The sequence below is a fragment of the Oerskovia gallyi genome, from assembly GCF_014836745.1.
GTDB classification, from domain to species: Bacteria; Actinomycetota; Actinomycetes; order Actinomycetales; family Cellulomonadaceae; genus Oerskovia; species Oerskovia paurometabola.
In genome coordinates, this window is the sequence record NZ_JACSQE010000011.1 from 139,257 (window position 1) to 162,196 (window position 22,940).

Genomic DNA, 22,940 nt, shown 5'->3' on the forward strand with positions numbered 1-22,940 from the left:
AGCAGGCGGGCCGTTCGTCGTCCTGGCGCGTCAGGCGAGGGAGATGAGCTCCGCGTACGAGTCGTTCCACAGGTCCTCGTCGCCGTCGGGCAGCAGGAGGACGCGCTCCGGGGAGAGCGCCTCGACCGCACCGTCGTCGTGGGTGACCATGACGACCGCGCCCTCGTAGTTCTTGAGCGCGTCGAGGATCTCGGCGCGCGAGGCCGGGTCCAGGTTGTTGGTGGGCTCGTCGAGGAGCAGCACGTTCGCCCCCGAGACGACGATGGTCGCGAGCGCGAGGCGGGTCTTCTCGCCACCGGACAGGACGTTGGTCGGCTTGTTCGCGTCGTCGCCGGAGAACAGGAACGAGCCGAGGACCGAGCGCACCTGGGTGTCGGTGAGGTCCGGCGCGGCGTGGCGCAGGTTCTCGACGACCGTCACGTCCATGTCGAGCGTGTCGTGCTCCTGGGCGTAGTAGCCCAGCTTGAGCCCGTGCCCGGCGATGACCTCGCCCGTGTCGGGCTTCTCGACGCCCGCGAGGATGCGCAGCAGGGTCGTCTTGCCCGCACCGTTGAGCCCGAGGACGACGACGCGGCTGCCGCGGTCGATCGCGAGGTCGACACCCGCGAAGATCTCCTGCGACCCGTACGACTTGGACAGTCCCTCGGCCGTGATGGGCGTGCGGCCGCACGGTGCCGGGGTGGGGAACCGCAGCTTGGCGACCTTGTCGCTCACGCGCTCGCCCTCGAGGCCCGAGAGCATGCGCTCGGCGCGCTTGATCATGTTCTGCGCGGCCACGGCCTTGGTGGCCTTGGCGCGCATCTTCTCGGCCTGCGCGAGCAGCGTGCCGGCCTTCTTCTCGGCGTTGGCGCGCTCGCGGCGACGGCGGCGCTCGTCGGTCTCGCGCTGCTCGAGGTACGCCTTGTAGCCCAGGTTGTACTGGTCGAGGACGCCGCGCGTCGCGTCGAGGTAGAAGACCCTGTTGACGGTCGCCGAGAGCAGCTCGACGTCGTGGCTGATGACCACGAACCCGCCCGAGTAGTTCTTCAGGTAGTCGCGCAGCCACAGGATCGAGTCGGCGTCGAGGTGGTTGGTCGGCTCGTCGAGCAGCAGGGTCTCGACCCCCGAGAACAGGATGCGCGCGAGCTCGATGCGTCGGCGCTGGCCACCCGAGAGAGTCTTGAGGGGCTGCGCGAGGATGCGGTCGTCGAGGCCCAGGTTCGACGTGATGCGCTGCGCCTCGCTCTCCGCGGCGTAGCCGCCCGCGGCCGTGAACCGCTCCTCGAGCTTGGGGTAGCGCTCCATCGCGGCGAGGTGGGTCTCCTCGTCGGCGCTCGCCATCTCCCCCTCGGTCTCACGCATCTTGCGGACCAGCACGTCGAGGCCACGTGCCGAGAGGACGCGGTCCATCGCGATCACGTCGAGGTCGCCCGTGCGCGGGTCCTGCGGCAGGTAGCCGACGTCTCCCGTGCGCACGATCTGCCCGGCCGTGGGCTGGGTCTCCCCCGCGAGGGTCTTCGTCAGGGTGGTCTTGCCCGCTCCGTTGCGACCCACCAGGCCGATCCGGTCTCCGGCTGCGATGCGGAAGGACGCCTCGTCCAGCAGGACGCGGGCGCCGACGCGCAGCTCGACGGCGTGGGCAGTGATCACAGAGAATTCCTCCGGCAGGATGGTGAGGTGTTCAGGGGGCGTAGGGGTTCGCGCGGTCGCGCTGTGCGCGAGACACAAACGCCACCGATTCTAGTGCCGGGAGCCCGCGCACGGAACGGGATTTCGCGGGCTGGTCCGTCACAGTCGGGCTGCTGGTCGCGCCTGGGGTGCTGAGGACGGGGTTGCGGTCGTCCCGGGCGCCGTTGCGACCTCAAGCCCGTTCTCGGCCCTCGCCTGCCCGACGGCGGCGCTCGCCTTCCCGGTACGGGCTGCGGGCGGGCGCGGGACGCGACCGAGGTGAGCGGTGCCGTCGGGCCGCTACCACCGACCGGCCGTCCTCGCCCGACGTCGCACCGCAGGACGCCGTGACCTGCGGCGACGAGTAGCGTTGACCCGTGACGTTCAACGAGGGTGGTTCATTCGAGGGTGGCCGGGTCCGCAAGGGCGGGCGCGGCAAGGGACCCGTGATCGCGGGCGGTGGCCTCGCCGCCGTGCTCGTGGCAGTCGTGGTCGCGCTGCTCAACGGCGGCGACCTGGGCAGCGTGCTGGGGTCGGTGAGCGACCAGGTGGTCCAGCCTTCCGGGGCCGAGGACACCGCGCAGCAGCAGTTCGTCGAGGAGTGCACGGTCGAGCAGGCCAACAGCGAGCGTGAGTGCCGGCTGTCGGCGACCGCCCAGTCGCTCGACGCCTACTGGGCTGAAGCGCTCCCCGCGCAGGTCGGCGTCGAGTACGTCCTCCCGGAGGTCTACAGCTTCACGGGGTCGACCCAGACGGGCTGCGGTGCGGCGACCAGCGCTGTCGGGCCCTTCTACTGCCCGCCCGACCAGACCGTGTACATCGACGTCTCGTTCTTCGACGAGCTGCGCGACCGCTTCGGGTCCTCGGGCGGTCCGCTCGCCGAGGAGTACGTCACGGCGCACGAGTTCGGCCACCACATCGAACAGCTCTCCGGGGTCATGGCGTCGGCGGACCGGTCCGGCACCGGACCCGAGTCCGACTCGGTGCGCATCGAGCTCATGGCCGACTGCCTCGCAGGCATGTGGGCGGGGACCGCGGCGAAGACGATCGACCCCGACCGCGGCGTGCCGTTCCTGCAGGAGATCAGCCCGGACGAGCTGAAGGACGCCCTCTCCGCCGCGTCCGCCGTGGGCGACGACCGCATCCAGCAGTCCGCGACCGGCTCGGTGAACCCCGAGGCGTGGACCCACGGGTCGAGCGAGCAGCGCCAGCGCTGGTTCATGACGGGCTACGACGGCGGGACGCTCCAGGACTGCAACGCGCTCGAGGCGTCGACGCTCTGAGCGCCCCGGACCGATGAGTTTCCGGTCGTGCCGCCGTCTCAGTGGTGAGACCAGGCCGCCGCCAGGCGGCGCCACGGCAGGGGAACGACACGGACGGGGACGGACCCATGGCAGAGCTGCTCGTCGACTTCATCACCTCGCTCGACGGCTATGCGTCGGGCGAGGGCTGGCCCGGGTTCTGGGGGCTCGAAGGGCCTGAGTACCTCGGGTGGCTGCAGGAGCACCCCGAGGTCACCTACCTGATGGGTGCGAACACCTACCGGCTGATGTCGGGATTCGCGGCCGGTCAGATGCCGGAGGGGACGGACGAGTTCACGGCCGACGAGGAGGCCTCGGTCGACGAGCTCACGGCCGCGCGGAAGGTGGTCTTCTCCAGCACGCTCCCCGAGCCGTTGACGTGGGCCAACTCCACGCTCGTGCGCGGCGACGCGGTCGAGGCGGTCCGCGCCCTGAAGGACCACGAGGACGGGATCCTCAGCACGATCGGCAGCCTCAGCCTGGCACGGGCGCTGCTGAGCGCCGGACTCGTCGACCGGTTCCGCGTCGGGATGTTCCCCGTGATCACCGGCGCGACGGGATCCGAGCGGATCTACGACGGCTACCCCGACGTGGCCCTCGAGATGATCGACCATCGCACCTTCGACACCGGCATCCAGTTCGTCGAGTACCGCCCACGCGTCCTGGAGGGCCCGCCCGGGGCGGCAGCCGACGGGTGAACGCGCCGGGTCGGGCTGGATTCCGGCGCTCCGGGGCACGGGCGATGCGCCCCGCGCCCAGGCGCCGACGAGCATGCCGGACGAGCAGCCGGTCCGGGCTCCTCGAACGAGTCGGGGAACCCGGACCTCGTGCGCATCAGGTCGCCATGACGCGCTGGTGGAGGTTCTGCACCGCGTACCGCGCCGACCAGAAGGCACCGTGCTGCCACGCGGAGATCTCGGACATCCAGTCCCCCGCGAAGTACGTGTTGCCGGTTCCCTGCTGGAGCTGCTTGAACCGCGGTGACCCGGTGTTCGGGTACGCCCAGGCGCCCTCGATGTACGGCACCTTGTGCCAGGCGATCGAGAACGAGCTCTCCAGCTCCGTGCGGTACTTCTCGCCGTGGATCTTGACGCCCTGCTCGACGGCGCGCATCTGTCGCTGCCTGGGGGTCATGTCGGCATAGGCCCGCGCATTCGCCCCCGTGTTGTAGTACCCGACGACGAGACCCTTCTTCTCGCCGTACCCGTACGACGGATACCAGACGTGGGCCAGGTCCATATCCGTCTCGGTGATCCCGCCGAAGATGCGGTGGTCGTCCTCCCAGAAGCGGGACCGGTACTGCAGCCCGATCTTGCCCGCAGGGGAGCCGACCGCGAACTCGCCCAGCGCGGCGTCGATGTCGGGCCCCCAATTGGTGGCCCAGCGACGCATGAGGCCCGCAGGAGCGGACACGATCGCGAAGTCCACCTCGATCTGCCGCGCCTTGCCGTTCGCCGCGGTGTAGGTGACCTTGACCCCGCTGCTCGTGTTCTCGACGCCGGTGACCGGTGAGTTGAAGAGCACGTTCTGCTTGCCGATGGCGCGCACGAAGTACTCGTAGGTCGTGTCCATGCCGCCCTTGGGCTGGAACATGAGCATCGACTGCTCCCAGTTGATCTCGAACGGGAAGTACTGCCCCACCTTCGAGGCGAGCACCTCCGAGACCGTGCCCGGTCCGGGCAGCGGCGTGCCGTGCTCGTTCCACGCCGTCGGGTAGACCGAGTACCCGCGGTTGCTCCCGCCCTGGTACTTCCCGTCGGCCGTCAGCGACCCCCAGCTGCGCAGGAAGGACCGCAAGTTCTCCTTGTCCGCGGCGGTCAGCCTCTGGTCGAGCGCGCCCTGGTCGGCCGCCATGCTGAGCAGCTCCGAGGTGTACCCGAATACGTCGGCCTTGGCCGTGCGGTAGCGGACCGGGTTGCCCGGGGTCGCGCCCGAGCGCTCGTTGTAGAGGTAGGCATCGGCGTTCGCATTGGTGAAGACCTCGTACGGCACACCCAGCTCACGCAGGTAGTCCATGGTGACCATCCACTGCGCGATGCGCCCGGCACCCGCGTTCATGTAGAGGCCGTCGGCGAAGCGCGCGGTCTGGGTGACGCCGTTGACGTCCGTCTCGGAGTCTCCGCCGCGGATCGTGAGGGTGCGACCGCCGACCCGGTGGCGAGCCTCGAGCACCGTGACCTTGTAGCCGGCCTTCTGCAGCTCGTACGCCGACGCCAGGCCGGCGGGACCGGCTCCGACGACGACGACCTTCTTGGCCGAGCGCCCGGTCAGCGAGAAGTCGCTGCCCTGGGGAGGGGTCCAGGACTCGTTCCGCGGCTGCGCCGCAGCCGTCGGAGCCAGCCCGACGGCGCCCATCGTCGCGAACATGACGCCGGCGCTCGAACCCACGCCGACCGCCTGGAGGAAGCTTCGGCGTGAGACGCCGGAGGAGTCGTTCTCTGAGACCACGATGCCCTACCTCTCGTCTTGTCGGTCTGACGGACGGGGTTCACGGCCGCACGCGCCGGGTGCCGCCGCCAGCACCGTGCGTGACGCTAGGCGCCGTACGTTCCCAGGACGGTTCTCCAGCGTTTCCTGACAGTTGCGGGTAGTAACAAGTCTGTTTCGCGAGGTTCCGGTCGGATGCCCTCTGCATGTGGATCGGGTGATACGAGGCATCAGTCCGACTTCAGCCCGAACCTCCGCGTTCATCGCGCCGAAACGGCACCTCACTACGGTCCTCGCCATCCGGTACCCGCCGGACCGAACACGTGCCAGGCGCCCCCGCGCGCTGCACCGCCACCGGAGGTCCTCATGAAGAACAGCGTCAAGGTCATCGCCGCGGTCGTCGTGACCGCAGCCGTCGCCGTCCCGGGCACCGCCTACGCGAAGGGCAAGCTCTTCGAGCCCGCGCCCACCGAGGCCGTCTCGTTCATCACGGGCGACACGGCCTCGATCGCCGACGGCGTCGCGATCGGCAAGAACGTCTCCTGGTACAAGTCCTCGGGACTCGGTCCGTCGGCGATGAACACGGCCCCCGGCGTGTCGGCCGAGGCACGGTACATCCCGATCGACGTCTTCCCGGGCGGACAGCTGCCCGCCGGGGTCACGCTCACCGAGGCCCAGGGCATCAACGCCCTCATGCGCATCGGTGAGAACCTCACGAAGGCCGGGCTGTCCTATGAGGACGTCGTCTCGATGCGGGTCTTCCTGCAGAACCCCGAGGGCGAGGCGAAGATGGACTTCGCGGGGTGGAACCGCGCGTACCGTCAGTTCTTCGCCAACACGAACCTCGCGACCGGCGCGACGCTCGACGTCCAGCTCGGCTCCGTGACGACTCAGCCGATGGTCGTCAACGAGGCGCGTCCCTCGCGCTTCGCGCTCGAGATCGAGAACCTGCCGGTCAACGGGTGGCTCGTCGAGGTCGAGGTGGACGCCGTCTACCCGGGGACGGACCACAAGCACTCGAAGTGAGTGCGGGCGCCGCGGCTCGCGCGGGCTGACCGGCCGCCGGCCATGTCCCCCCGGTCGGCGGGCACGAACTGACGAGCACGTCGAAGGGGCCGCCGTTCCGGGAGGAACGACGGCCCCTTCGACGCACGACCCTCAGTGAGGGCTGACGTCAGACGTTGAAACCCAGCGCGCGCAGCTGGTCCTTGCCGTCCTGCGTGATCTTCTCGGGGCCCCACGGCGGCATCCAGACCCAGTTGACCCGGAAGCCGTCGATCAGCCCGTCGAGGGACTGCGCCGTCTGGTCCTCGATGACGTCGGTCAGCGGGCAGGCCGCGGACGTGAGCGTCATGTCGATGACCGCGTGGTTGTTCTGGTCGACCTGGATGCCGTAGACGAGGCCGAGGTCTACGACGTTGATCCCGAGCTCGGGGTCGATGACGTCGCGCATGGCCTCCTCGACGTCGGCCGCGGTCGGCGGGGTCGGCGCCGCGGAGGCGGCGGGGGTCTCGGTCGTCATCGGTTCTCCTGAGGTGACTGAGGGGACGTGGTCTGGTCGAGCGCGGGCTGCTGGGTGGAGTGGGCGTCCGTGAGGACCCCCGACGTCGCCAGGGTGTCACGCAGCGCGGCCCAGCCGAGCAGCGCGCACTTGATGCGGGCCGGGAACTGTGCGACCCCGGTGAAGGCCGTGGCGTCGCCGAGCTGGTCCTCGAGGTCGTCGTCGAGGCCCTTGCCGCGCGACTGCATGAGCTGGCGGAAGACGTCGCCGAGGTGCTCGGACTCCGCGACGGGTGCCCCGGTGACGAGGTCCGTGAGCACCGACAGGGAAGCCTGCGAGATGCTGCAGCCCTGCCCCTCCCAGCTCACGCTCGAGATGGTCGGGGACTGCGGGTCGGCGGTGTCGAACTCGACGCGCATCGTGACCTCGTCGCCGCACGTGGGGTTGATCTGGTGCGACTCACCGTGCAGGTGCCCCTCCGAGAGTTCCACGAAGCCTCGCCCGTGGGGGGACTTCGCGTGGTCGAGGATGACCTGCTGGTACATCTGCTCCAACGAGCTGCTCATGGCGGGGGTCGTGCTCCTTCGGTACATCCTGCGTGGCCGTGGGGACCGCGCGAACAAGTGAGGGACGTGCGGGTTCTCAGTCCACTGAGAAGAACGCCCGGACCCCCGCCAAACCTTCCCGGAACGCCGTGACGTCCTCGGACGTCGTGTACACCGAGGCCGAGGCGCGCGCCGTGGCGGCGATCCCGAACCGGCGGTGCAGGGGCTGCGCGCAGTGGTGACCGACCCGCACGGCGATCCCGGCGGCGTCGAGCACCTGGCCCACGTCGTGCGCGTGGACGCCCTCGACGACGAACGAGACGACCGCGAGGCGGTCCTCCGGTGTGGCCGGGCCGATGATCCGCACGCCCGGGACGTCGGCGATCTTGAGGAGCTCGACCGCGAGGTCGTGCTCGTGGGCGGCGACGTTCTCCATGCCCAGCTCGTCGAGGTACTGCGCGGCGACGCCGAGGCCGACGATCTGCGCGACGGCCTGCGTGCCGGCCTCGAAGCGCTGCGGCGGCGGCATGTACGTGGCCTCGGTCATGGTGACGACCTCGATCATGGACCCGCCGGTCGTGACCGGGGGCAGCGCCTCGAGCAGCTCACGGCGCCCGTAGAGCGCCCCGATCCCCGTGGGGCCGAGCATCTTGTGCCCCGAGAACGCCGCGAAGTCGACGTCGAGGGCGTGCAGGTCCACGGGCAGGTGCGGCACGGACTGGCACGCGTCGAGGAACGTGAGCGCCCCGACCTCCTTGGCCCGTGCCACGATCGGCGCGACTGGCGTGATCGCGCCCGTCACGTTCGAGGCGTGCGTGAACGCGACGACACGCGTGCGCTCGGTGATGACCGAGTCCGCCTCGTCGACGCGGATGCGCCCGTCGTCGTCGACGCCGAACCAGCGCAGCACGGCGCCCGTGCGCGCGGCGAGCTCCTGCCACGGCACGAGGTTGGCGTGGTGCTCGGCCTCGGTCAGGACGATCTCGTCGCCCGGCGCCAGGGCGAAGCGGCGGGCCGCCTCTCCCCCACGACCGATCGTCGCGTTGGACAGCGCGTACGTGACGAGGTTGATCGCGGCCGTCGCCCCGGACGTCCAGACGATCTCGTCTGCGTCGGCCCCCACGAAGCGGGCGACCGCCGACCGGGCGTCCTCGAACGCCTCGGTCGCCTCCTCCGCGAGCTGGTGCGCGCCGCGGTGCACCGCGGCGTTGCGCTCCTCGTAGAAGTCGACCTCGGTGTCGAGGACGACCTGCGGCTTCTGCGACGTGGCGCCCGAGTCGAGGTAGACGAGCGGACGGCCACCCCGCACCGTGCGGGCGAGCAGCGGGAAGTCGGCTCGCACGGCGGCGAGCTCGGTGGCGCTCAGCCCGGCCCGCACGGTGTCGGTGGTGGTCATCGGAAGTCTCCTCAAGGTGTCAGGTGCCCGCCGAGATCTGGCGGGCGGGTGGCCGGCGGACCGGCCACCCGCAGGCCCAGGTCAGGCCGTGGCCGCGCCCGTCGTCAGGAAGCGGTCGTAGCCCTCGTTCTCGAGACGGTCGGCGAGCTCGGGGCCGCCCTCCTCGGCGATGCGGCCGTCGACGAACACGTGCACGAAGTCCGGCTTGATGTAGCGCAGGATGCGCGTGTAGTGCGTGATGAGCAGCACGCCGACGTCCGTGGACTCCTTGGCGCGGTTGACGCCCTCGGAGACGATGCGCAGCGCGTCGACGTCGAGGCCCGAGTCGGTCTCGTCGAGGATCGCGATGCTCGGCTTGAGGAGCTCCATCTGCAGGATCTCGTGGCGCTTCTTCTCACCACCGGAGAAGCCCTCGTTGACCGAGCGCTCCGCGAAGGACGAGTCCATGCGCAGGTTCTCCATGGCGCCCTTGACGTCCTTGACCCACGTGCGCAGCGCGGGGGCCTCGCCGTCGATCGCGGTCTTGGCGGTGCGCAGGAAGTTCGAGACGGACACGCCGGGGACCTCGACCGGGTACTGCATGGCGAGGAACATGCCCGCGCGGGCGCGCTCGTCGACCGTCATCGCGAGGACGTCCTCGCCGTCGAGCGTCACGGTGCCGCTCGTGATCGTGTACTTGGGGTGGCCGGCGATCGAGTAGGCGAGGGTCGACTTGCCCGAGCCGTTGGGGCCCATGATCGCGTGGGTCTCGCCCGCGTTGATGGTCAGGTCGACGCCGCGCAGGATCGGCTTCGGCCCTTCCTTGGTCTCGACGCTGACGTGCAGGTCGCGGATCTCCAGAGTGGACATGTGGTGTTCTCCAGTATTCGAGAAAGTTCAGGGGGTCAGGACGGGGAGACGGTCTGGTCGATGTCGACGAGCACGCGCTCGCCGTCGATCGTGACCGGGTAGACGGGCACGGGGCGCATCGCGGGCAGCGCGGTGGGCATGCCGGTCCGCAGGTCGAACTGCGAGCCGTGCAGCCAGCACTCGATGAAGCAGCCCTCGACCTCGCCGTCGGACAGCGAGACCGCGCCGTGGGAGCAGATGTCCGAGATGGCGTGCCAGTTCCCGTCGCCGTCGCGGACGACCGCGACCTCGACGGGGCCGCTCTCGCCCTCGAGCTCCACACGCAGCGCCTCCTCGGGCGCCACGTCGTCGGTCATGCAAGCAAGCTGTGCAGTCATGCGGGTCGGGTCACCGGCCTTCGATGACGCTCATCGACTTGGCGAGCTCGGCCTCGATCGAGGTGAGCAGGCGCTCCTCGACCGAGGGGACGCCGATCTCCTGGATGAGCTCGGCGAAGAACCCGCGGACCACGAGGCGACGCGCGTCGGCCTCGGGGATGCCGCGCGCCTGCAGGTAGAAGAGCTGCTCGTCGTCGAAGCGGCCGGTCGCCGAGGCGTGCCCGGCTCCCTCGATGAGGCCCGTCTCGATCTCGAGGTTCGGCACCGAGTCCGCGCGCGCGCCGTCCGACAGGACGAGGTTGCGGTTGAGCTCGTAGGTGTCGGTGCCCTCGGCCTCGGTACGGATCAGCACGTCGCCGACCCAGACCGTGTGCGCGCCCTCGCCCTGCAGCGCGCCCTTGTAGGTGACGCGCGACTTGCAGCTCGGCACGGCGTGGTCGACGAAGAGGCGGTGCTCCTGGTGCTGGTCGGCGTCCGCGAAGTACAGGCCGACCATCTCGACCTCGCCACCGGTACCGGTGAACTCGGCGTCCGGGGTCACACGGACGACGTCTCCGCCGAAGGTCACGACGACGTGCTTGAGCTTGGCGTCGCGGCCGATGCGAGCGCGGTGCGAGCTCGCGTGCACGGCGCCCGCGCTCCAGTCCTGCACGGAGACGACCGTGAGGTGCGCGCCGTCCTCGACGACGATCTCGACGGTCTCGGTGAGCGTCGCGGAGCCCACGTGGTCGATGACCACGACGGACTCGCTGTGGCGCTCGGCCTGGATCAGCAGGTGCGTCGCGGTGGGCTCGTCGGACAGTCCTTCGATGCGCACGGACGTGATGTCGCTGGCCACGGCCTCGGCCGGGATCGTGACGACGGTCGCCTCGGCGAACGCGTTCCACGCGGTCACGGCGGTGCGGTCGCCCGGGACGCCCGCACGGCCGAGGCGCTCGTCGTCACGGCCGACGATCGCGACGTTGACCTCGGGGGCCTCGACCACGGTCGTGCGCACGCCGGCGCTGCCGAGCTGGGTCGAGAACAGCGGGGCGAGGCGCTTGACCGGGGAGAAGCGCCACTCCTCCTCGCGGCCCGTGGGCTCGGTGATGACGGCCGGGTCGAACGAGGTGATGCGCTCGGCGCGGGAGCCCTGCGGCGTGCCGCCGACCCCGTGCGAGTGAGCGCCGTCCTGGACGGCCTGGGAGTGGTCCGTGCTCAGGCCGACCGGCTCGGTCTGTGTGGTGCTCGCAGTAGTAGTCATTTAGCCGACGGACCCTTCCATCTGCAGTTCGATGAGGCGGTTGAGCTCGAGCGCGTACTCCATGGGCAGCTCACGGGCGATGGGCTCGACGAACCCGCGCACGATCATGGCCATGGCCTCGGTCTCCGCCATGCCTCGGGACATGAGGTAGAACAGCTGGTCCTCGCTCACGCGCGACACGGTCGCCTCGTGACCCATCGACACGTCGTCCTCGCGGACGTCGACGTACGGGTAGGTGTCGGACCGGGAGATCTGGTCGACGAGCAGCGCGTCGCACAGAACGGTGGAGGCGGAGTGCTCCGCTCCCTCGAGGACCTGGACGAGACCGCGGTAGGACGTGCGCCCACCGCCGCGCGCCACGGACTTCGAGACGATCGAGGAGGACGTGTGGGGGGCGGCGTGCACCATCTTGGCGCCCGCGTCCTGGTGCTGGCCCTCGCCCGCGAACGCGATCGACAGCGTCTCGCCCTTGGCGTGCTCGCCGAGCAGGTAGATCGCGGGGTACTTCATGGTGACCTTGGAGCCGATGTTGCCGTCGACCCACTCCATCGTCGCGCCCTCGGCGGCCGTCGCACGCTTGGTGACGAGGTTGTACACGTTGTTCGACCAGTTCTGGATGGTCGTGTAACGCACGCGGGCGTTCTTCTTGACGATGATCTCGACGACCGCGGAGTGCAGCGAGTCGCTCGAGTAGATCGGGGCGGTGCAGCCCTCGACGTAGTGCACGTACGAGCCCTCGTCCGCGATGATCAGCGTGCGCTCGAACTGGCCCATGTTCTCCGTGTTGATGCGGAAGTAGGCCTGGAGCGGGATCTCGACGTGGACGCCCGGGGGGACGTAGACGAACGAGCCGCCGGACCACACGGACGAGTTGAGCGCGGCGAACTTGTTGTCACCCGAGGGGATGACGGTGCCGAAGTACTCCTGGAAGAGCTCGGGGTGCTCGCGCAGCGCGGTGTCGGTGTCGAGGAAGATGACGCCCTGCTTCTCGAGCTCCTCGTTGATCTGGTGGTAGACCACCTCGGACTCGTACTGGGCCGCGACGCCGGCGACGAGGCGCTGCTTCTCCGCCTCGGGGATGCCGAGCTTGTCGTAGGTCTCCTTGATGTCCTCGGGCAGGTCGTCCCACGAGGTCGCCTGCTTCTCGGTGGACCGCACGAAGTACTTGATGTTGTCGAAGTCGATGCCCGACAGGTCGCTGCCCCAGTTGGGCATGGGCTTCTTGTCGAACAGGCGCAGGGCCTTGAGGCGGTAGTTCAGCATCCACTCGGGCTCGCTCTTGAGCGCGGAGATGTTGCGCACGACCGCCTCGGAGAGGCCACGCTGCGCCGTCGCGCCGGCGTCGTCCTTGTCGTGCCAGCCGTAGCCGTAGGAGCCGATCGAGGCGATGATCTCCTCGTCGGACTGGCCGGTGCTCTGGGACACGCCGGCGGTGTCCTGGGTGGGAGCGCTCATGTCATTCCTTCCACGTTCCGTCGACGACGGAGGGGGGCGGTGGGGCGATGGTCGATGAACCTGTCGGTTCGGGGTGTCGTGCTGGGGGGTGCGCCGGGGCGCGCGGTCCGCGCGCGGTGGCACGGCGTCCGGTGGTCTGGTACCCGACGGCGTCGCTCGCCTCGGGGGCGCGGGTCACCGCGGGGAGCACGGGGACGTTGGTCGTGCAGGCGTGCCCGCCGCCCGCGAGGGTCGCGAGCCGCTGGACGTGCGAGCCGAGGAGCTGGGAGAAGACCTGGGCCTCGGCGTCGCAGAGCTGGGGGAACTCCTCGGCGACGTGCTGGACGGGGCAGTGCCCCTGGCAGAGCTGGACGGTCGCGGTCCCGGCGACGGGGCGCACGCTCGCCGCGAACCCGTCCTCCGCGAGGACCGTGGCGAGCTGCTCGGCACGGCCCGCGACGTCGTCGGCCGTGATGCGGCTCGCGTAGCGGTCGGTGAGCTCCTCGAGGCGGCGGTGCGCGAACTCCTCGACCGCGTCCTCCCCGGCGACGTCCCGCAGGTAGCGCAGCGCCTGCGTCGCGAGGTCGGGGTAGGCGCCCGAGAGCTCGGACTGGCCGCGGTTCGTGGCGACGTAGTGGCGGGCAGGACGCCCGCGCATCCCGGTGCCCGCGCCCGACTCGTGGACGGCGATGAGCCCGTCGGTCTCGAGCTGGGCGAGGTGACGGCGGACGCCTGCGGGCGTGAGGCCGAGGTCGGTCGCGAGCGAGGCAGCGCTCACGGGACCGTCGGAGACGATGAGCGCGAGCACGCGCTCGCGCGTGGTGCCGTCCCCGTCGACTGGGGCGTGCATGTCGTTCGGGCCCTGGAGGGCGAGGGGTCCTGCGGGCGGCACGGCGCGGGAGGTAGGTGCGTCGTCGCTCATTCCTCACCTCCACGTCGTCGGCCTGCTGGGTTCCTTCCGCCTGGCCCACGGGCGCGCAAAGATCCCGGGAGGCGTCATCGATATAGGTAACAGTCTCATGCGCTAATTGTTCCGACGCAAGCAAGGCGTACCTCACAGCCACCCCCAGCCGGCTCCCCTACAATCGCCACCGTGCCCGACTCCCCCGCCGTCGTCCTCCAGGACGTGGTCAAGCGTTATGACGGCCGGGCGGTCGTCGACCACCTGAGCCTGACCGCCTCCCGAGGCGCCGTGACCGCCGTCCTCGGCCCCAACGGGGCCGGCAAGACCACCACGATCGAGTGCTGCGAAGGCCTGCGCGCCCCCGACGAGGGCAGCGTGCGGGTCCTCGGCCTCGACCCCCTGCTGAACGCGCGCGACCTGCGCCCGCGCGTCGGGGTCATGCTCCAGGACGGCGGGCTGCCCACGGGCGTGCGCGCGCTGGAGATGCTGCACCACGTCGCGTCGATGTACGCGAACCCTCGCGACGTGGCGGAGATCACGGAACGCCTGGGGCTCGCGAGCTTCGCCCGGACGACGGTCCGGCGCCTGTCGGGCGGTCAACGTCAACGCCTCGCGCTCGCCGCGGCGATCGTGGGCCGCCCCGAGGTCGTGTTCCTCGACGAGCCGAGCGCGGGCATGGACCCCCAGAGCCGCCACGCGGTGTGGGAGCTCGTGCGCGAGCTGCGCGCGGACGGCGTCGGGATCGTCCTGACGACGCACCTCATGGACGAGGCCGAGGACCTCGCGGACCACGTGTACATCGTGGACCACGGGCAGGTCATCGCCTCGGGCGCGACCGCCGAGCTCCTGCACGCGGGCCCGTCCGCGGACGGGAACCGCACGCTGCGCCTGGAGGCCCGCGAGGGCCTGGACACCGGTGCGCTCCGCAAGCGGGTCGAGTCCGGCCCGACGACGTCGCCCGCCTCGGCGTGGACCGTCACCGAGACGCAGCCCGGCTCGTACAGCGTGACCGGGCCGGTCGACCCGTCGACCGTCGCCGTCGTGACCGCGTGGCTCGCGGACGAGGGAGCGCTCGCCTCGCGCCTGACGATCGGCCGCCGCACCCTCGAGGACGTGTTCCTCGACCTGACAGGACGAGAGCTCCGATGACCGACCAGACGACGGCCGGCCCGGTCGCCTCGGACCCCGCCGCGCCGGCCGCGACAGACGGAGCCGCCCCCGCGTGGCGCCGGGTCGCGTCGCAGACGGCGTTCGAGACGCGCATGATCCTGCGCAACGGTGAGCAGCTGCTCGTGACGATCATCCTGCCCGTGATGCTGCTCGTCGGGCTCGCTCGCACGTCCTTCATCGACCTCGACACGCAGGGGTACTCGCGCATCGACTTCGTGACCCCGGGCGTCCTGGCGCTGGCCGTCATGTCGACGGCGTTCACGTCGCAGGCCATCGCGACGGCGTTCGACCGTCGCAACGGCGTCCTGCGGCTGCTGTCCACGACGCCGCTGGGCCGCGGAGGCCTGCTCGCGGGGAAGATCCTCGGGGTGCTCGCGGTCGAGGTGGTCCAGGTGGTCGTGCTCGGCGGGGTCGCGCTCGCCCTGGGCTGGTCCCCGGACCCGGCGGGGATCCTGCCCGCGCTGCTCGCGGTGCTGCTCGGCACCGCGGCGTTCACGAGCCTCGCACTCCTGCTCGCGGGGACGCTGCGCGCCGAGGGCGTGCTCGCGGTCGCGAACCTGCTGCTCGTCCTGCTGACCGTCGCGGGCGGCGTGCTCGTCCCTGCGGCCCAGCTCCCCGGGGCGCTCGAGCAGGTCGCGCTGCTGCTGCCGTCGGGCGCGCTCGGCGAGGCCATGCGGGGAGCGCTGCTCCTCGGCGAGGTGCCCGCGTTCTCGGTGGTCGTGCTGCTCGGCTGGACCGCGGCCCTCGGGTGGGGAGCGGGCAAGCTGTTCCGCTGGCACTGAGGGTCTGCCGGCACCGAGGGGCCGCCGGCCCCAGGTCGCCTCAGGCGCCGGGCCAGGCCCCCGCGGCCTCTGCCGCCGTGGCGGGCAGGCGCAGCCACTCCAGCACGGCGGTCCACGCCTTCTCGTCGATCGTCGTGCCAGTGCACTCGAAGGACAGGACGGTGCTGGTCCGCATCGCCACCCCGGAGTAGCTCGTGAACGTCCTCGCCCGGACGAGGACCCTGCTCCGGACCGGCGACCCTGCGCGGTCGACGGTCCACTCCTGGGTCGCGACGTTGGTGCCCTTCCGTGGCTCGGTCCGCTCCTCCCCGAGCACGAGGGACTCGAACTCGGCGGACACGTTCTTCGCACCCCGCTCGGCGGCGAGGACGTCCCGGAGCACCGCGAACGACGCGTCCCGTGCGGCGCCCGGGACGTCGTCCGTCGGGCCGTCGGTCGGAGCCGCGGTCGTGGTGGTGGACAGGGCGCACCTCCCGTTCGAGCTCAGGACGGTCCACCCGTCACGGGCCTGGAACCTGTGGGACACCGAGAACCCCTGGGGCTGGAGCACCATGAGCGGGGTGTAGGTGTCGACCAGCACCCGGCGCAGCTCCTCGGGGTCCGGCACGTGCTCGTCGGGGCCGTCCGCAGGTCCTGTCACCACGGGCGGTTCCTGGGTGCCGTCCCCTGCTCCGTCCACGGCGGTCGAGGTCGGGCTCGGCGTCGGGTCCGACGGCGCGCTCGTCCCTCCACCGTCCGTCGCGTGCGCTGCGCTCGGGCCCGGCTGCGCCTGGTCCCCTGACGTGCAGCCTGCGAGGACGCCCAGGGTCAGGGTCACCGCCAGCAGGCGGCCGGGCCGAGCGACGACGGATGGACGGCGAGCAACCATGCGAACCCCCTGGACGGTCGAGAAAAAGTCTCGTCAGAGTATCGGTCGTGTCAAGAACTCGCCTGCTCGACGCTCGCCTCTCGGAGCCTGCCCGCTCGCTCTCCCGCGGCCCCGCGCCCGATCCGGGCCAACATCACACCCGGACGCCGCGCCCGGATGGCGGGCGCCGCTCCGCGCGCGGCTACCTTTGGACGGTGAGCAGCGCAGAACTCGCCCCCGTACCCACCTCCCCCGCCTGGTACGCGAAGGTCGGCCGCTTCCGCCGCTGGACCCGACCGGTCCTCGTCGCGAACCTCGTCGGCCAGATCGGCATCATCGTGACCGGGGGCGCGGTGCGTCTGACGGGCTCCGGGCTCGGCTGCTCGACGTGGCCGCTGTGCGAGCCCGGGAGCTTCACGCCCGAGTTCCACTCCGCGATGTCGATCCACCCGATCATCGAGTTCGGCAACCGCACGCTCACGGGCGTGCTGGGGATCATCGCGGTCGCGCTCCTGCTGCTCGTGTGGACGGACGCTTCGCGCTCGTCCTCGTACCGGCGACTCGGCTGGGCGCCGCTCGGTGGTGTCGCGGCGCAGGCCGTGATCGGCGGCATCACGGTGCTGCTGCACCTGCACCCCGCGGTCGTCGGGTTCCACTTCCTCGTCTCGGCCGCGCTCGTGTGGGTCTCGGCGTACCTGCTCTACCGCCACGGCGAGGGCGACAAGGCGCCTGTGGCCGTCGTCGACGCGGGCACCCGTGTCGTGGGTCGCGTGCTCGCGGCCGTCTCGGTGCCGCTCCTCGTCCTGGGGGTCCTGGCCACGGGCTCGGGCCCGCACGGGGGCGACGACGAGGTCGCGTACCGCTTCGCCCTCGACCCGGCGCTCGTCAGCAAGCTCCACGCGGCCTCGGTGTGGCTCTTCCTGATCGTGCTCGTCGTGCTCGCGGTGCGGGTCCTCCGACAGGCCGACGCGCCCGCCCGTGCCCGCAAGGCCGTCGTGGTGCTGGTCGCCGTGACGCTCCTGCAGGGCCTGATCGGCTACGTGCAGTACTTCACGGGCCTGCCGGAGATCCTGGTCGCGGCGCACATGCTGGGCGCCGGCCTGCTCATCACGTCGCTCACCTGGACGCTGCTCTCGTTCCGCGTCCGCGACTGACCGCTCCGGGCGCCGCACGGCGTTCCAGATGGGCCACCGTCCCCTCGGGACGGTGGCCCTTCTGCGTCCAGGGAGCCGCCGGGGGCCCCGGCGGCGACAGCGACGTGACAGCGCCCTGACACCGCCGTGACAGGCACCTCCCGGAGGCTGGGTCCATCAGCCACCAGGAGGAATCCATGACCCACGAATGGGCGGTCGAGGCACACGGCCTCGTCAAGACGTTCGGCGACAACCGGGCGGTCGACGGCGTCGACCTGAGCATCCGCACCGGCTCGGTGTACGGCGTGCTCGGCCCGAACGGCGCCGGCAAGACCACCACCATCAGCATGCTCGCGACGCTCCTGCGCCCCGACGCGGGCGAGGCCCGGGTCTTCGGGCATGACGTCGTCCGCGAGTCCCAGGTCGTGCGCCAGCTCATAGGCGTCACGGGCCAGTACGCCTCGGTCGACGAGACGCTGAGCGCGACCGAGAACCTCGTGATCTTCTCGCGCCTGCTCGGACTGGGTCGGGCCGAGGCTCGACGCAAGGCCGCCGAGCTCCTCGAGACGTTCGGCCTGACCGAGGCGGCCACGCGCCCCCTGAAGAACTTCTCGGGCGGCATGCGCCGTCGCCTGGACCTCGCGGCGAGCCTCATCGCGCAGCCGCCGCTGATCTTCCTCGACGAGCCCACGACGGGCCTCGACCCTCGCACCCGCGCGCAGATGTGGGACACGATCCGCGAGCTCGTCGCGACGGGTTCGACGGTCGTGCTCACGACGCAGTACCTGGACGAGGCGGACCAGCTCGCGGACCGGATCGCGGTCATCGACCGGGGCCGCGTGGTCGCGGAGGGCACGGCCGACGAGCTCAAGGACGCGGTCGGCAACCAGTCGCTCCAGCTCGGGCTCGTCGCGGCCGCGGACCTGGGGTCGGCGCTCGACATCGTGACGACGTTCGGCGTGCCCGCGACCACGTCCCCCGAGGCCCGGCGCATCACGGTCCCGGTGACGGGCCCCGACGAGGTCACGGACCTCCTGGTCCGGCTGCGCGAGGCCCGCATCGCGGTCGACTCGATCAGCATGGACAAGCCGAGCCTCGACGAGGTGTTCCTGACCCTCACGGGCCACGGCGTCGCGGCCGACGTCGAGGACGACAGCCCGGGCACGGCTGCCGCCGGCGACGTCGCCCACGCCACCACCAGCACGCGAGAGGAAGCCCTGCGATGACCACGACCCTCACCGCTCCCCGTCAGCAGATCCAGGCCGGCTCCGACCGCAGCCTGTCCAACCGCACGAGCGTCGGCCAGACGGTCCGCCACACGGTCACCATGGCGTACCGCGGGCTCCTCAAGATCCGCCGGACGCCCGAGCAGCTCGTCGACGTGACGGTCCAGCCGATCCTGTTCACGCTCATGTTCACGTACATCTTCGGCGGCGCGATCGCGGGCGACGTCGTGAGCTACCTGCCGACCATCATCCCGGGCATCCTCGTGCAGACCGTCATCACGACGTCGGTCGTCACGGGCGTCCAGCTCCGCGAGGACATGGACAAGGGCGTGTTCGACCGCTTCCGCTCGCTGCCGATCGCGCGCATCGCGCCGTTGTCGGGCGCGCTGCTCGCGGACACCGTCCGGTACGGCATCGCGACGACGCTCACGTTCGCGATGGGCTACGCCATGGGCTACCGCCCGGCGGGCGGCCTGGGTTCGGTCGTCCTGGCCGGCCTGCTCGTGATCGTGTGCTCGTGGGCCGTGAGCTGGATCTTCGCGTTCTTCGGCGTGATCGCCCGGACGGCGTCGAGCGTCCAGGGGATCTCGATGATCATCCTGTTCCCGCTCACTTTCCTGTCGAACGCGTTCGTCCAGCCCGACACCATGCCGGGCTGGCTCCAGGGCTTCGTGAACCTCAACCCTGTCTCGCACCTGGTCACCGCGGTGCGCGAGCTGACGAACGACGGGGTGCTCGGTGCGGACGCCGTGATCTCGCTCGTCGGCGCGGCGGTCATCGTCGCGGTCTTCGCCCCGCTCACGGTGCGGGCGTACATGCGCAAGGCCTGAGCGTCGCGATCGACCACGGGCGGGGGGGGGGGGGGGGGCCCCGGCGGATCTTGCCGGGGCACCGCCCGCCCGTCATGCCGTGGGCCGGGTCCAGGGTGCGGTGCGCAGGATCTTGATGACCCGGTCGGGCAGGTCGTCGTGCCCCAGCTGCCCCACGGCGTCGCGCACCTCGTCCACGTGCGCGTCACCGTGCAGGGTGCGCGCCCAGGCGACGTGCGCGGGCGTGCGGAGCGAGGGAACGTCCTGGCGTGCTCCCATGCGGCGCGCGAGCTCGAGGAGGGTGAGCCCGTCGTCGACCCGGTCGAGGCCCGGGGAGGCCCACAGGTACGCCCCGAGGGCGAGCGCGGCCGTGCCGAGGACGGGGTAGTCGACCATGCCGGGCGCGGCGCGATGACCGGCGATCATCCGCACCCGCAGCTCGCGGGCCAGGCGCTCGGCCTGGGCCGAGGGCAACGCGTCCGGCTCCCACGGCCCGGTCGTCCCGGGCGCGGGCAGCAGCAGGGTCGACAGCCAGCCGGCCGCGAACATCGTGTACCAGGGCGAGCGCCGCGCGGCCCCGCTCCCGACCGCCGCGTTGGCGGCCTCGAGCTCGGCCAGGGCGCGCGCGTGGTCACCGCGGGCGACGGCGATCTCGGCCAGCCCGGCGTGCCCGATCGAGCGCAGCTCGTGCGCGGTCCCCCCGATCCCGGAGGGCACGGGGTCGTCGTCGGTCTCGACGAGCGACGTGAACAGCGGCTCTGCCTCCGCGACGCGCCCGACGAGCGCGAGGTTGGTCGCCTCGAGCCAGTCGAGCTGGCGCAGGTCCTCGTCGGCGTGCAGCCTGCCGAGCCCCTCGCGGGCCGTGTCCACCCACTCGAGCGCCCGCGCGGCGTCGCCCTGCTCGCTCGCGAGCTGGGCGAGGAAGAGCGCCGACGTCGCGGCTCCCCACGTGTCCTGGGTGCGCGTCGCGAACCCGTGCGCGACCGTGACCTGGGCGATCGCCTCGTCGAGGCGTCCGTTGTTCTCCGAGAGCTGCGCGCTGAGCAGATGAGCCACGAGCGCGACGAACGGGTCGTCGGACGTGTGGAGCTCGGCGAGCCGCGGCCCCATGCCGAGCGGGTCGCCCGCGTCGGCCAGGAGGTCGGTGAGCGCGGCCGCGCGCGAGCCGATGTCGGCGTCGCGGTGCAGGCGCCGCAGCCTCGCCGCGGCCCGGACCCCGGTGGCCGGGTCCCCGTTGGGCGTCGAGGCGGTGAGCAGGAACAGCACGATGCCCGCCTCGCGCGTGAGCTGCTCGACGGGGACGTCCGGTATGCCCCGCACGAGCCTGCCCTGCCAGCCCGCGACGACGCGCAGCACGTCGCGGCCGAGCCCGACGACCTCGGTGTGCGCACCGCGCAGGGACCAGTGCAGGCCGAGCGCGTGGAAGACGGGCAGGACCACGTCGGCGCGGTCGGCCGCGAGCACCGTGCGCAGCACGTGCAGGAGGTTCTCCTGCTCGACGCGCAGGGCGAGCATCGCGGGGACCTGCGTGGTCCCTTCGAGGCGGGCGACCTCGCGACGTGCGAGGTCGACCGCCCATCGGTAGGTCGCTTCCTGGGCGGTCTCGCGCTCACCGGCCTCGTCGAGCGCGAGCGCGCCGAACTCACGCACGGTCTCGAGCATGCGGTAGCGCACGGTGCGGCACAGAGGTTCGTCGGTCACGGTCAGGAGGGACTGGTTGACGAGCGCCTCGACATCGTCGAGCCCGACGGCGGAGGCCGCCTGGGCCGTCTGCACGCCGAACCCGTCGGGCAGCAAGGACAGGCGGCGCAGCAGCTCCTGCTGGGGTGCGGTGAGGAGGTTCCAGCTCCAGTCGATGACGGCGTGCAGGGTCCGGTGGCGCGCGGGGGCGCTGCGGTCGCCCGTGGTGAGCAGCGCGAAGCGGGCGTCGAGGCGGCGCTCGATCTCCTGGACGGACAGCGTGCGCACGCGCGCCGCAGCGAGCTCGATCGCGAGCGGCAGGCCGTCGAGGTGCGCGCAGAGCCGTTCGACGACGTCGTCGGGCAGGTCGGCGCCGGGGCGGGCCGCGAGCGCCCGGGCGCGGAAGAGCTCGACGGCGGGCCCTGCCCCGCCGCCCACGACGCCGGTCGTCGCGAGCGGTTCGAGAGGGTGCACCTGCTCGCCGCCGACCTGCAGGGGTGACCGGCTGGTCGTGAGGATCGTGAGCCCGGGGGCCACGGCGAGGAGCTCGGCGGCCCACGCGGCGGCCTCGTCCACGACGTGCTCGCAGTTGTCGAGCACGAGCAGGGTCTCGGCCTCCCCGAGGCGGTCCGCGACGAGCTCGTGGACCTCGGTGCGCGCGACCTGGTCCCCGAGCCGCAGGCCGCGCGTGTCACGGATCTCCAGGGCGGACGTGAGGGCCAGGCCGATGTCCTGGCCCGTGCGCACGCTGGCGAGCTCGACGACGGCCACGAGCGGGGTCGTCGCGCCCGCGCGGCGCGCGACCTCCTGGACGGCCCGGGTCTTGCCCATCCCGCCCGGCCCGAGCACCGTGACGAGCCGGGAGCGCGCGAGCAGGCCGAGGATCGTGACGACGTCGGCCTCGCGCCCGACCAGGGCGTTGGGCGCCGCACGCAGACCGAGCACCGTGCCGCGGCGTGGTGGGCGGGACGACGGCGCGAGGGCTGCGGTGCCGTCGGTGCTGCCGCTGCCGGCGGCGACGGGAGTGGTGGCGGTGGTCGTGGCGGTGCCCTGCAGGATGCCCGTGTTGAGCGCGACCAGGTCGGCACGCGGGTCGGCGCCCAGCTCGTCGGCGAGCCGGGTGCGCAGCGCCCCGAAGGTGCGCAGCGCGTCGGCGAAGCGGCCGGCGCCCACGTAGGCGCGCAGGAGCGCGAGGTGCGCGTCCTCGTCGAGCGGCGCCCGCTCGACCGCTCGCTCGGCCCACCCGACGGCGTCCTGGTGGTCGCCCGCGGCGAGGAGGGCGTCGAGGAGGGCCTGCTCTGCCTCGGCGCGGCGGCGCTCGGCCGTCGCGACGAGATCCTCACCGACCGGGCTGCCGACCAGGTCGAGCAGGTCGTCGCCGGGTTCGCCCCGCCACAGGTCGAGCGCCGCGCGTGCGGACGCGACGGCCCCGAGGGCGTCTCCCGCCGCGAGCGCGACCGCGGCCTCACGGGTGCGCTCGCGAGCGACGTCGAGGTCGCTCTCGGTGAGCAGCACGTAGCCGCCGGGGGCCGAGACGAGCGCCCCCTCGGCCAGCACGGCGCGCGTGCGGGAGACGAGGCTCTGGAGCGCCGCACGAGGGTCGGCCGGCTGCTCGTCGGGCCAGAGGTCCGTGATCAGCGCCGAGGCGCTCACGGTCCGACCCTGCGCG

20 protein-coding genes are annotated in these 22,940 nt (G+C 71.7%); 8 read left to right on the plus strand and 12 right to left on the minus strand.

The features are described from left to right. Positions 1-30 precede the first annotated feature (30 nt). A complete protein-coding gene (locus H9640_RS14310; RefSeq protein WP_191791368.1) occupies positions 31-1,629 on the minus strand; it encodes an ABC-F family ATP-binding cassette domain-containing protein in 1,599 nt (532 codons plus the stop codon). A 395-nt stretch (positions 1,630-2,024) separates the two neighbouring features. Between H9640_RS14310 and ypfJ the strand changes: the two genes are divergently transcribed. Together ypfJ and H9640_RS14320 are read left to right on the plus strand one after the other, a co-directional pair. Beyond that, complete coding sequence (gene ypfJ / locus H9640_RS14315) at positions 2,025-2,930, plus strand: KPN_02809 family neutral zinc metallopeptidase (RefSeq protein ID WP_191791369.1); 906 nt, start codon at positions 2,025-2,027, stop codon at positions 2,928-2,930. Positions 2,931-3,037: 107 nt separating this feature from the next. Continuing rightward, positions 3,038-3,646 (plus strand): dihydrofolate reductase family protein, encoded by a 609-nt coding sequence (locus H9640_RS14320; RefSeq protein WP_191791370.1) that lies wholly within the window; start codon positions 3,038-3,040, stop codon positions 3,644-3,646. Between the two features lie 136 nt (positions 3,647-3,782). Here H9640_RS14320 and H9640_RS14325 read toward each other — a convergent pair whose 3' ends face one another. Next, positions 3,783-5,396, minus strand: coding sequence for a flavin monoamine oxidase family protein (locus tag H9640_RS14325; RefSeq protein ID WP_191791371.1), 1,614 nt, complete (start codon positions 5,394-5,396; stop codon positions 3,783-3,785). A 345-nt stretch (positions 5,397-5,741) separates the two neighbouring features. Between H9640_RS14325 and H9640_RS14330 the strand changes: the two genes are divergently transcribed. Then, the gene (locus H9640_RS14330) at positions 5,742-6,401 is read left to right on the plus strand and encodes a Rid family hydrolase (protein WP_191791372.1); all 660 of its coding nucleotides are present in this window, start codon (positions 5,742-5,744) and stop codon (positions 6,399-6,401) included. Positions 6,402-6,549: 148 nt separating this feature from the next. On the opposite strand, the gene H9640_RS14335 is transcribed toward H9640_RS14330, so the two are convergent. The 8 genes from H9640_RS14335 to H9640_RS14370 all read right to left on the minus strand — a co-directional run bounded on the left by H9640_RS14335 (position 6,550) and on the right by H9640_RS14370 (position 13,642). Beyond that, positions 6,550-6,897, minus strand: a complete 348-nt coding sequence (locus H9640_RS14335) for a metal-sulfur cluster assembly factor (protein WP_056647167.1) — start codon at positions 6,895-6,897, stop codon at positions 6,550-6,552. Continuing rightward, the gene (gene sufU, locus H9640_RS14340) at positions 6,894-7,442 is read right to left on the minus strand and encodes a Fe-S cluster assembly sulfur transfer protein SufU (RefSeq protein ID WP_191791373.1); all 549 of its coding nucleotides are present in this window, start codon (positions 7,440-7,442) and stop codon (positions 6,894-6,896) included. Before sufU ends, H9640_RS14335 begins: the two co-directional genes overlap by 4 nt. 76 nt (positions 7,443-7,518) lie before the next feature. Continuing rightward, on the minus strand, positions 7,519-8,817 hold the full coding sequence (locus H9640_RS14345; RefSeq protein WP_191791374.1) for a cysteine desulfurase: 1,299 nt from the start codon (positions 8,815-8,817) through the stop codon (positions 7,519-7,521). An 81-nt stretch (positions 8,818-8,898) separates the two neighbouring features. Further along, positions 8,899-9,666, minus strand: a complete 768-nt coding sequence (sufC, locus tag H9640_RS14350; RefSeq protein ID WP_138824653.1) for a Fe-S cluster assembly ATPase SufC — start codon at positions 9,664-9,666, stop codon at positions 8,899-8,901. Between the two features lie 35 nt (positions 9,667-9,701). Continuing rightward, positions 9,702-10,043 carry a non-heme iron oxygenase ferredoxin subunit gene (locus tag H9640_RS14355; protein ID WP_030152220.1) on the minus strand — a complete coding sequence of 114 codons (342 nt, stop codon included), beginning with the start codon at positions 10,041-10,043 and terminating at the stop codon, positions 9,702-9,704. A 10-nt stretch (positions 10,044-10,053) separates the two neighbouring features. After that, positions 10,054-11,286 (minus strand): Fe-S cluster assembly protein SufD, encoded by a 1,233-nt coding sequence (sufD, locus tag H9640_RS14360; protein WP_191791375.1) that lies wholly within the window; start codon positions 11,284-11,286, stop codon positions 10,054-10,056. Beyond that, on the minus strand, positions 11,287-12,741 hold the full coding sequence (gene sufB, locus H9640_RS14365) for a Fe-S cluster assembly protein SufB (RefSeq protein WP_191791376.1): 1,455 nt from the start codon (positions 12,739-12,741) through the stop codon (positions 11,287-11,289). A 1-nt stretch (position 12,742) separates the two neighbouring features. After that, a complete protein-coding gene (locus tag H9640_RS14370) occupies positions 12,743-13,642 on the minus strand; it encodes a helix-turn-helix transcriptional regulator (protein ID WP_318243784.1) in 900 nt (299 codons plus the stop codon). 171 nt (positions 13,643-13,813) lie between these two features. Here H9640_RS14370 and H9640_RS14375 point away from each other — a divergent pair, with 171 nt between their 5' ends. Next, positions 13,814-14,773 (plus strand): ABC transporter ATP-binding protein, encoded by a 960-nt coding sequence (locus H9640_RS14375; protein WP_191791377.1) that lies wholly within the window; start codon positions 13,814-13,816, stop codon positions 14,771-14,773. Further along, positions 14,770-15,576: an ABC transporter permease gene (locus tag H9640_RS14380; protein WP_191791378.1), complete on the plus strand. Its 807-nt coding sequence runs from the start codon at positions 14,770-14,772 to the stop codon at positions 15,574-15,576. Before H9640_RS14375 ends, H9640_RS14380 begins: the two co-directional genes overlap by 4 nt. Positions 15,577-15,616: 40 nt before the next feature. Here H9640_RS14380 and H9640_RS14385 read toward each other — a convergent pair whose 3' ends face one another. Then, complete coding sequence (locus H9640_RS14385; protein ID WP_191791379.1) at positions 15,617-16,444, minus strand: hypothetical protein; 828 nt, start codon at positions 16,442-16,444, stop codon at positions 15,617-15,619. A gap of 194 nt (positions 16,445-16,638) precedes the next feature. Between H9640_RS14385 and H9640_RS14390 the strand changes: the two genes are divergently transcribed. From H9640_RS14390 to H9640_RS14400, 3 genes are all read left to right on the plus strand, one after another. After that, a complete protein-coding gene (locus H9640_RS14390) occupies positions 16,639-17,577 on the plus strand; it encodes a COX15/CtaA family protein (protein ID WP_318243785.1) in 939 nt (312 codons plus the stop codon). 176 nt (positions 17,578-17,753) lie between these two features. Next, entirely contained in the window at positions 17,754-18,782 is a 1,029-nt protein-coding gene (locus H9640_RS14395) for an ATP-binding cassette domain-containing protein (protein WP_191791381.1), read from the plus strand. After that, positions 18,779-19,612, plus strand: a complete 834-nt coding sequence (locus H9640_RS14400; RefSeq protein WP_191791382.1) for an ABC transporter permease — start codon at positions 18,779-18,781, stop codon at positions 19,610-19,612. Before H9640_RS14395 ends, H9640_RS14400 begins: the two co-directional genes overlap by 4 nt. Positions 19,613-19,684: 72 nt before the next feature. Here H9640_RS14400 and H9640_RS14405 read toward each other — a convergent pair whose 3' ends face one another. Next, positions 19,685-22,924: an ATP-binding protein gene (locus tag H9640_RS14405; protein WP_191791383.1), complete on the minus strand. Its 3,240-nt coding sequence runs from the start codon at positions 22,922-22,924 to the stop codon at positions 19,685-19,687. Positions 22,925-22,940 lie beyond the last annotated feature (16 nt).

Excerpts from the sequence above, each read along its gene's own strand:
- sufC (WP_138824653.1), bottom strand. The coding sequence starts at position 9,666 with ATGTCCACTCTGGAGATCCGCGACCTGCACGTCAGCGTCGAGACCAAG.
- H9640_RS14320 (WP_191791370.1), top strand. The coding sequence starts at position 3,038 with ATGGCAGAGCTGCTCGTCGACTTCATCACCTCGCTCGACGGCTATGCG.
- H9640_RS14355 (WP_030152220.1), bottom strand. The coding sequence starts at position 10,043 with ATGACTGCACAGCTTGCTTGCATGACCGACGACGTGGCGCCCGAGGAG.
- sufB (WP_191791376.1), bottom strand. The coding sequence starts at position 12,741 with ATGAGCGCTCCCACCCAGGACACCGCCGGCGTGTCCCAGAGCACCGGC.
- H9640_RS14380 (WP_191791378.1), top strand. The coding sequence starts at position 14,770 with ATGACCGACCAGACGACGGCCGGCCCGGTCGCCTCGGACCCCGCCGCG.
- H9640_RS14395 (WP_191791381.1), top strand. The coding sequence starts at position 17,754 with ATGACCCACGAATGGGCGGTCGAGGCACACGGCCTCGTCAAGACGTTC.
- sufU (WP_191791373.1), bottom strand. The coding sequence starts at position 7,442 with ATGAGCAGCTCGTTGGAGCAGATGTACCAGCAGGTCATCCTCGACCAC.
- H9640_RS14330 (WP_191791372.1), top strand. The coding sequence starts at position 5,742 with ATGAAGAACAGCGTCAAGGTCATCGCCGCGGTCGTCGTGACCGCAGCC.
- H9640_RS14370 (WP_318243784.1), bottom strand. The coding sequence starts at position 13,642 with ATGAGCGACGACGCACCTACCTCCCGCGCCGTGCCGCCCGCAGGACCC.
- H9640_RS14400 (WP_191791382.1), top strand. The coding sequence starts at position 18,779 with ATGACCACGACCCTCACCGCTCCCCGTCAGCAGATCCAGGCCGGCTCC.
- H9640_RS14345 (WP_191791374.1), bottom strand. The coding sequence starts at position 8,817 with ATGACCACCACCGACACCGTGCGGGCCGGGCTGAGCGCCACCGAGCTC.
- sufD (WP_191791375.1), bottom strand. The coding sequence starts at position 11,286 with ATGACTACTACTGCGAGCACCACACAGACCGAGCCGGTCGGCCTGAGC.
- H9640_RS14385 (WP_191791379.1), bottom strand. The coding sequence starts at position 16,444 with ATGGTTGCTCGCCGTCCATCCGTCGTCGCTCGGCCCGGCCGCCTGCTG.
- H9640_RS14335 (WP_056647167.1), bottom strand. The coding sequence starts at position 6,897 with ATGACGACCGAGACCCCCGCCGCCTCCGCGGCGCCGACCCCGCCGACC.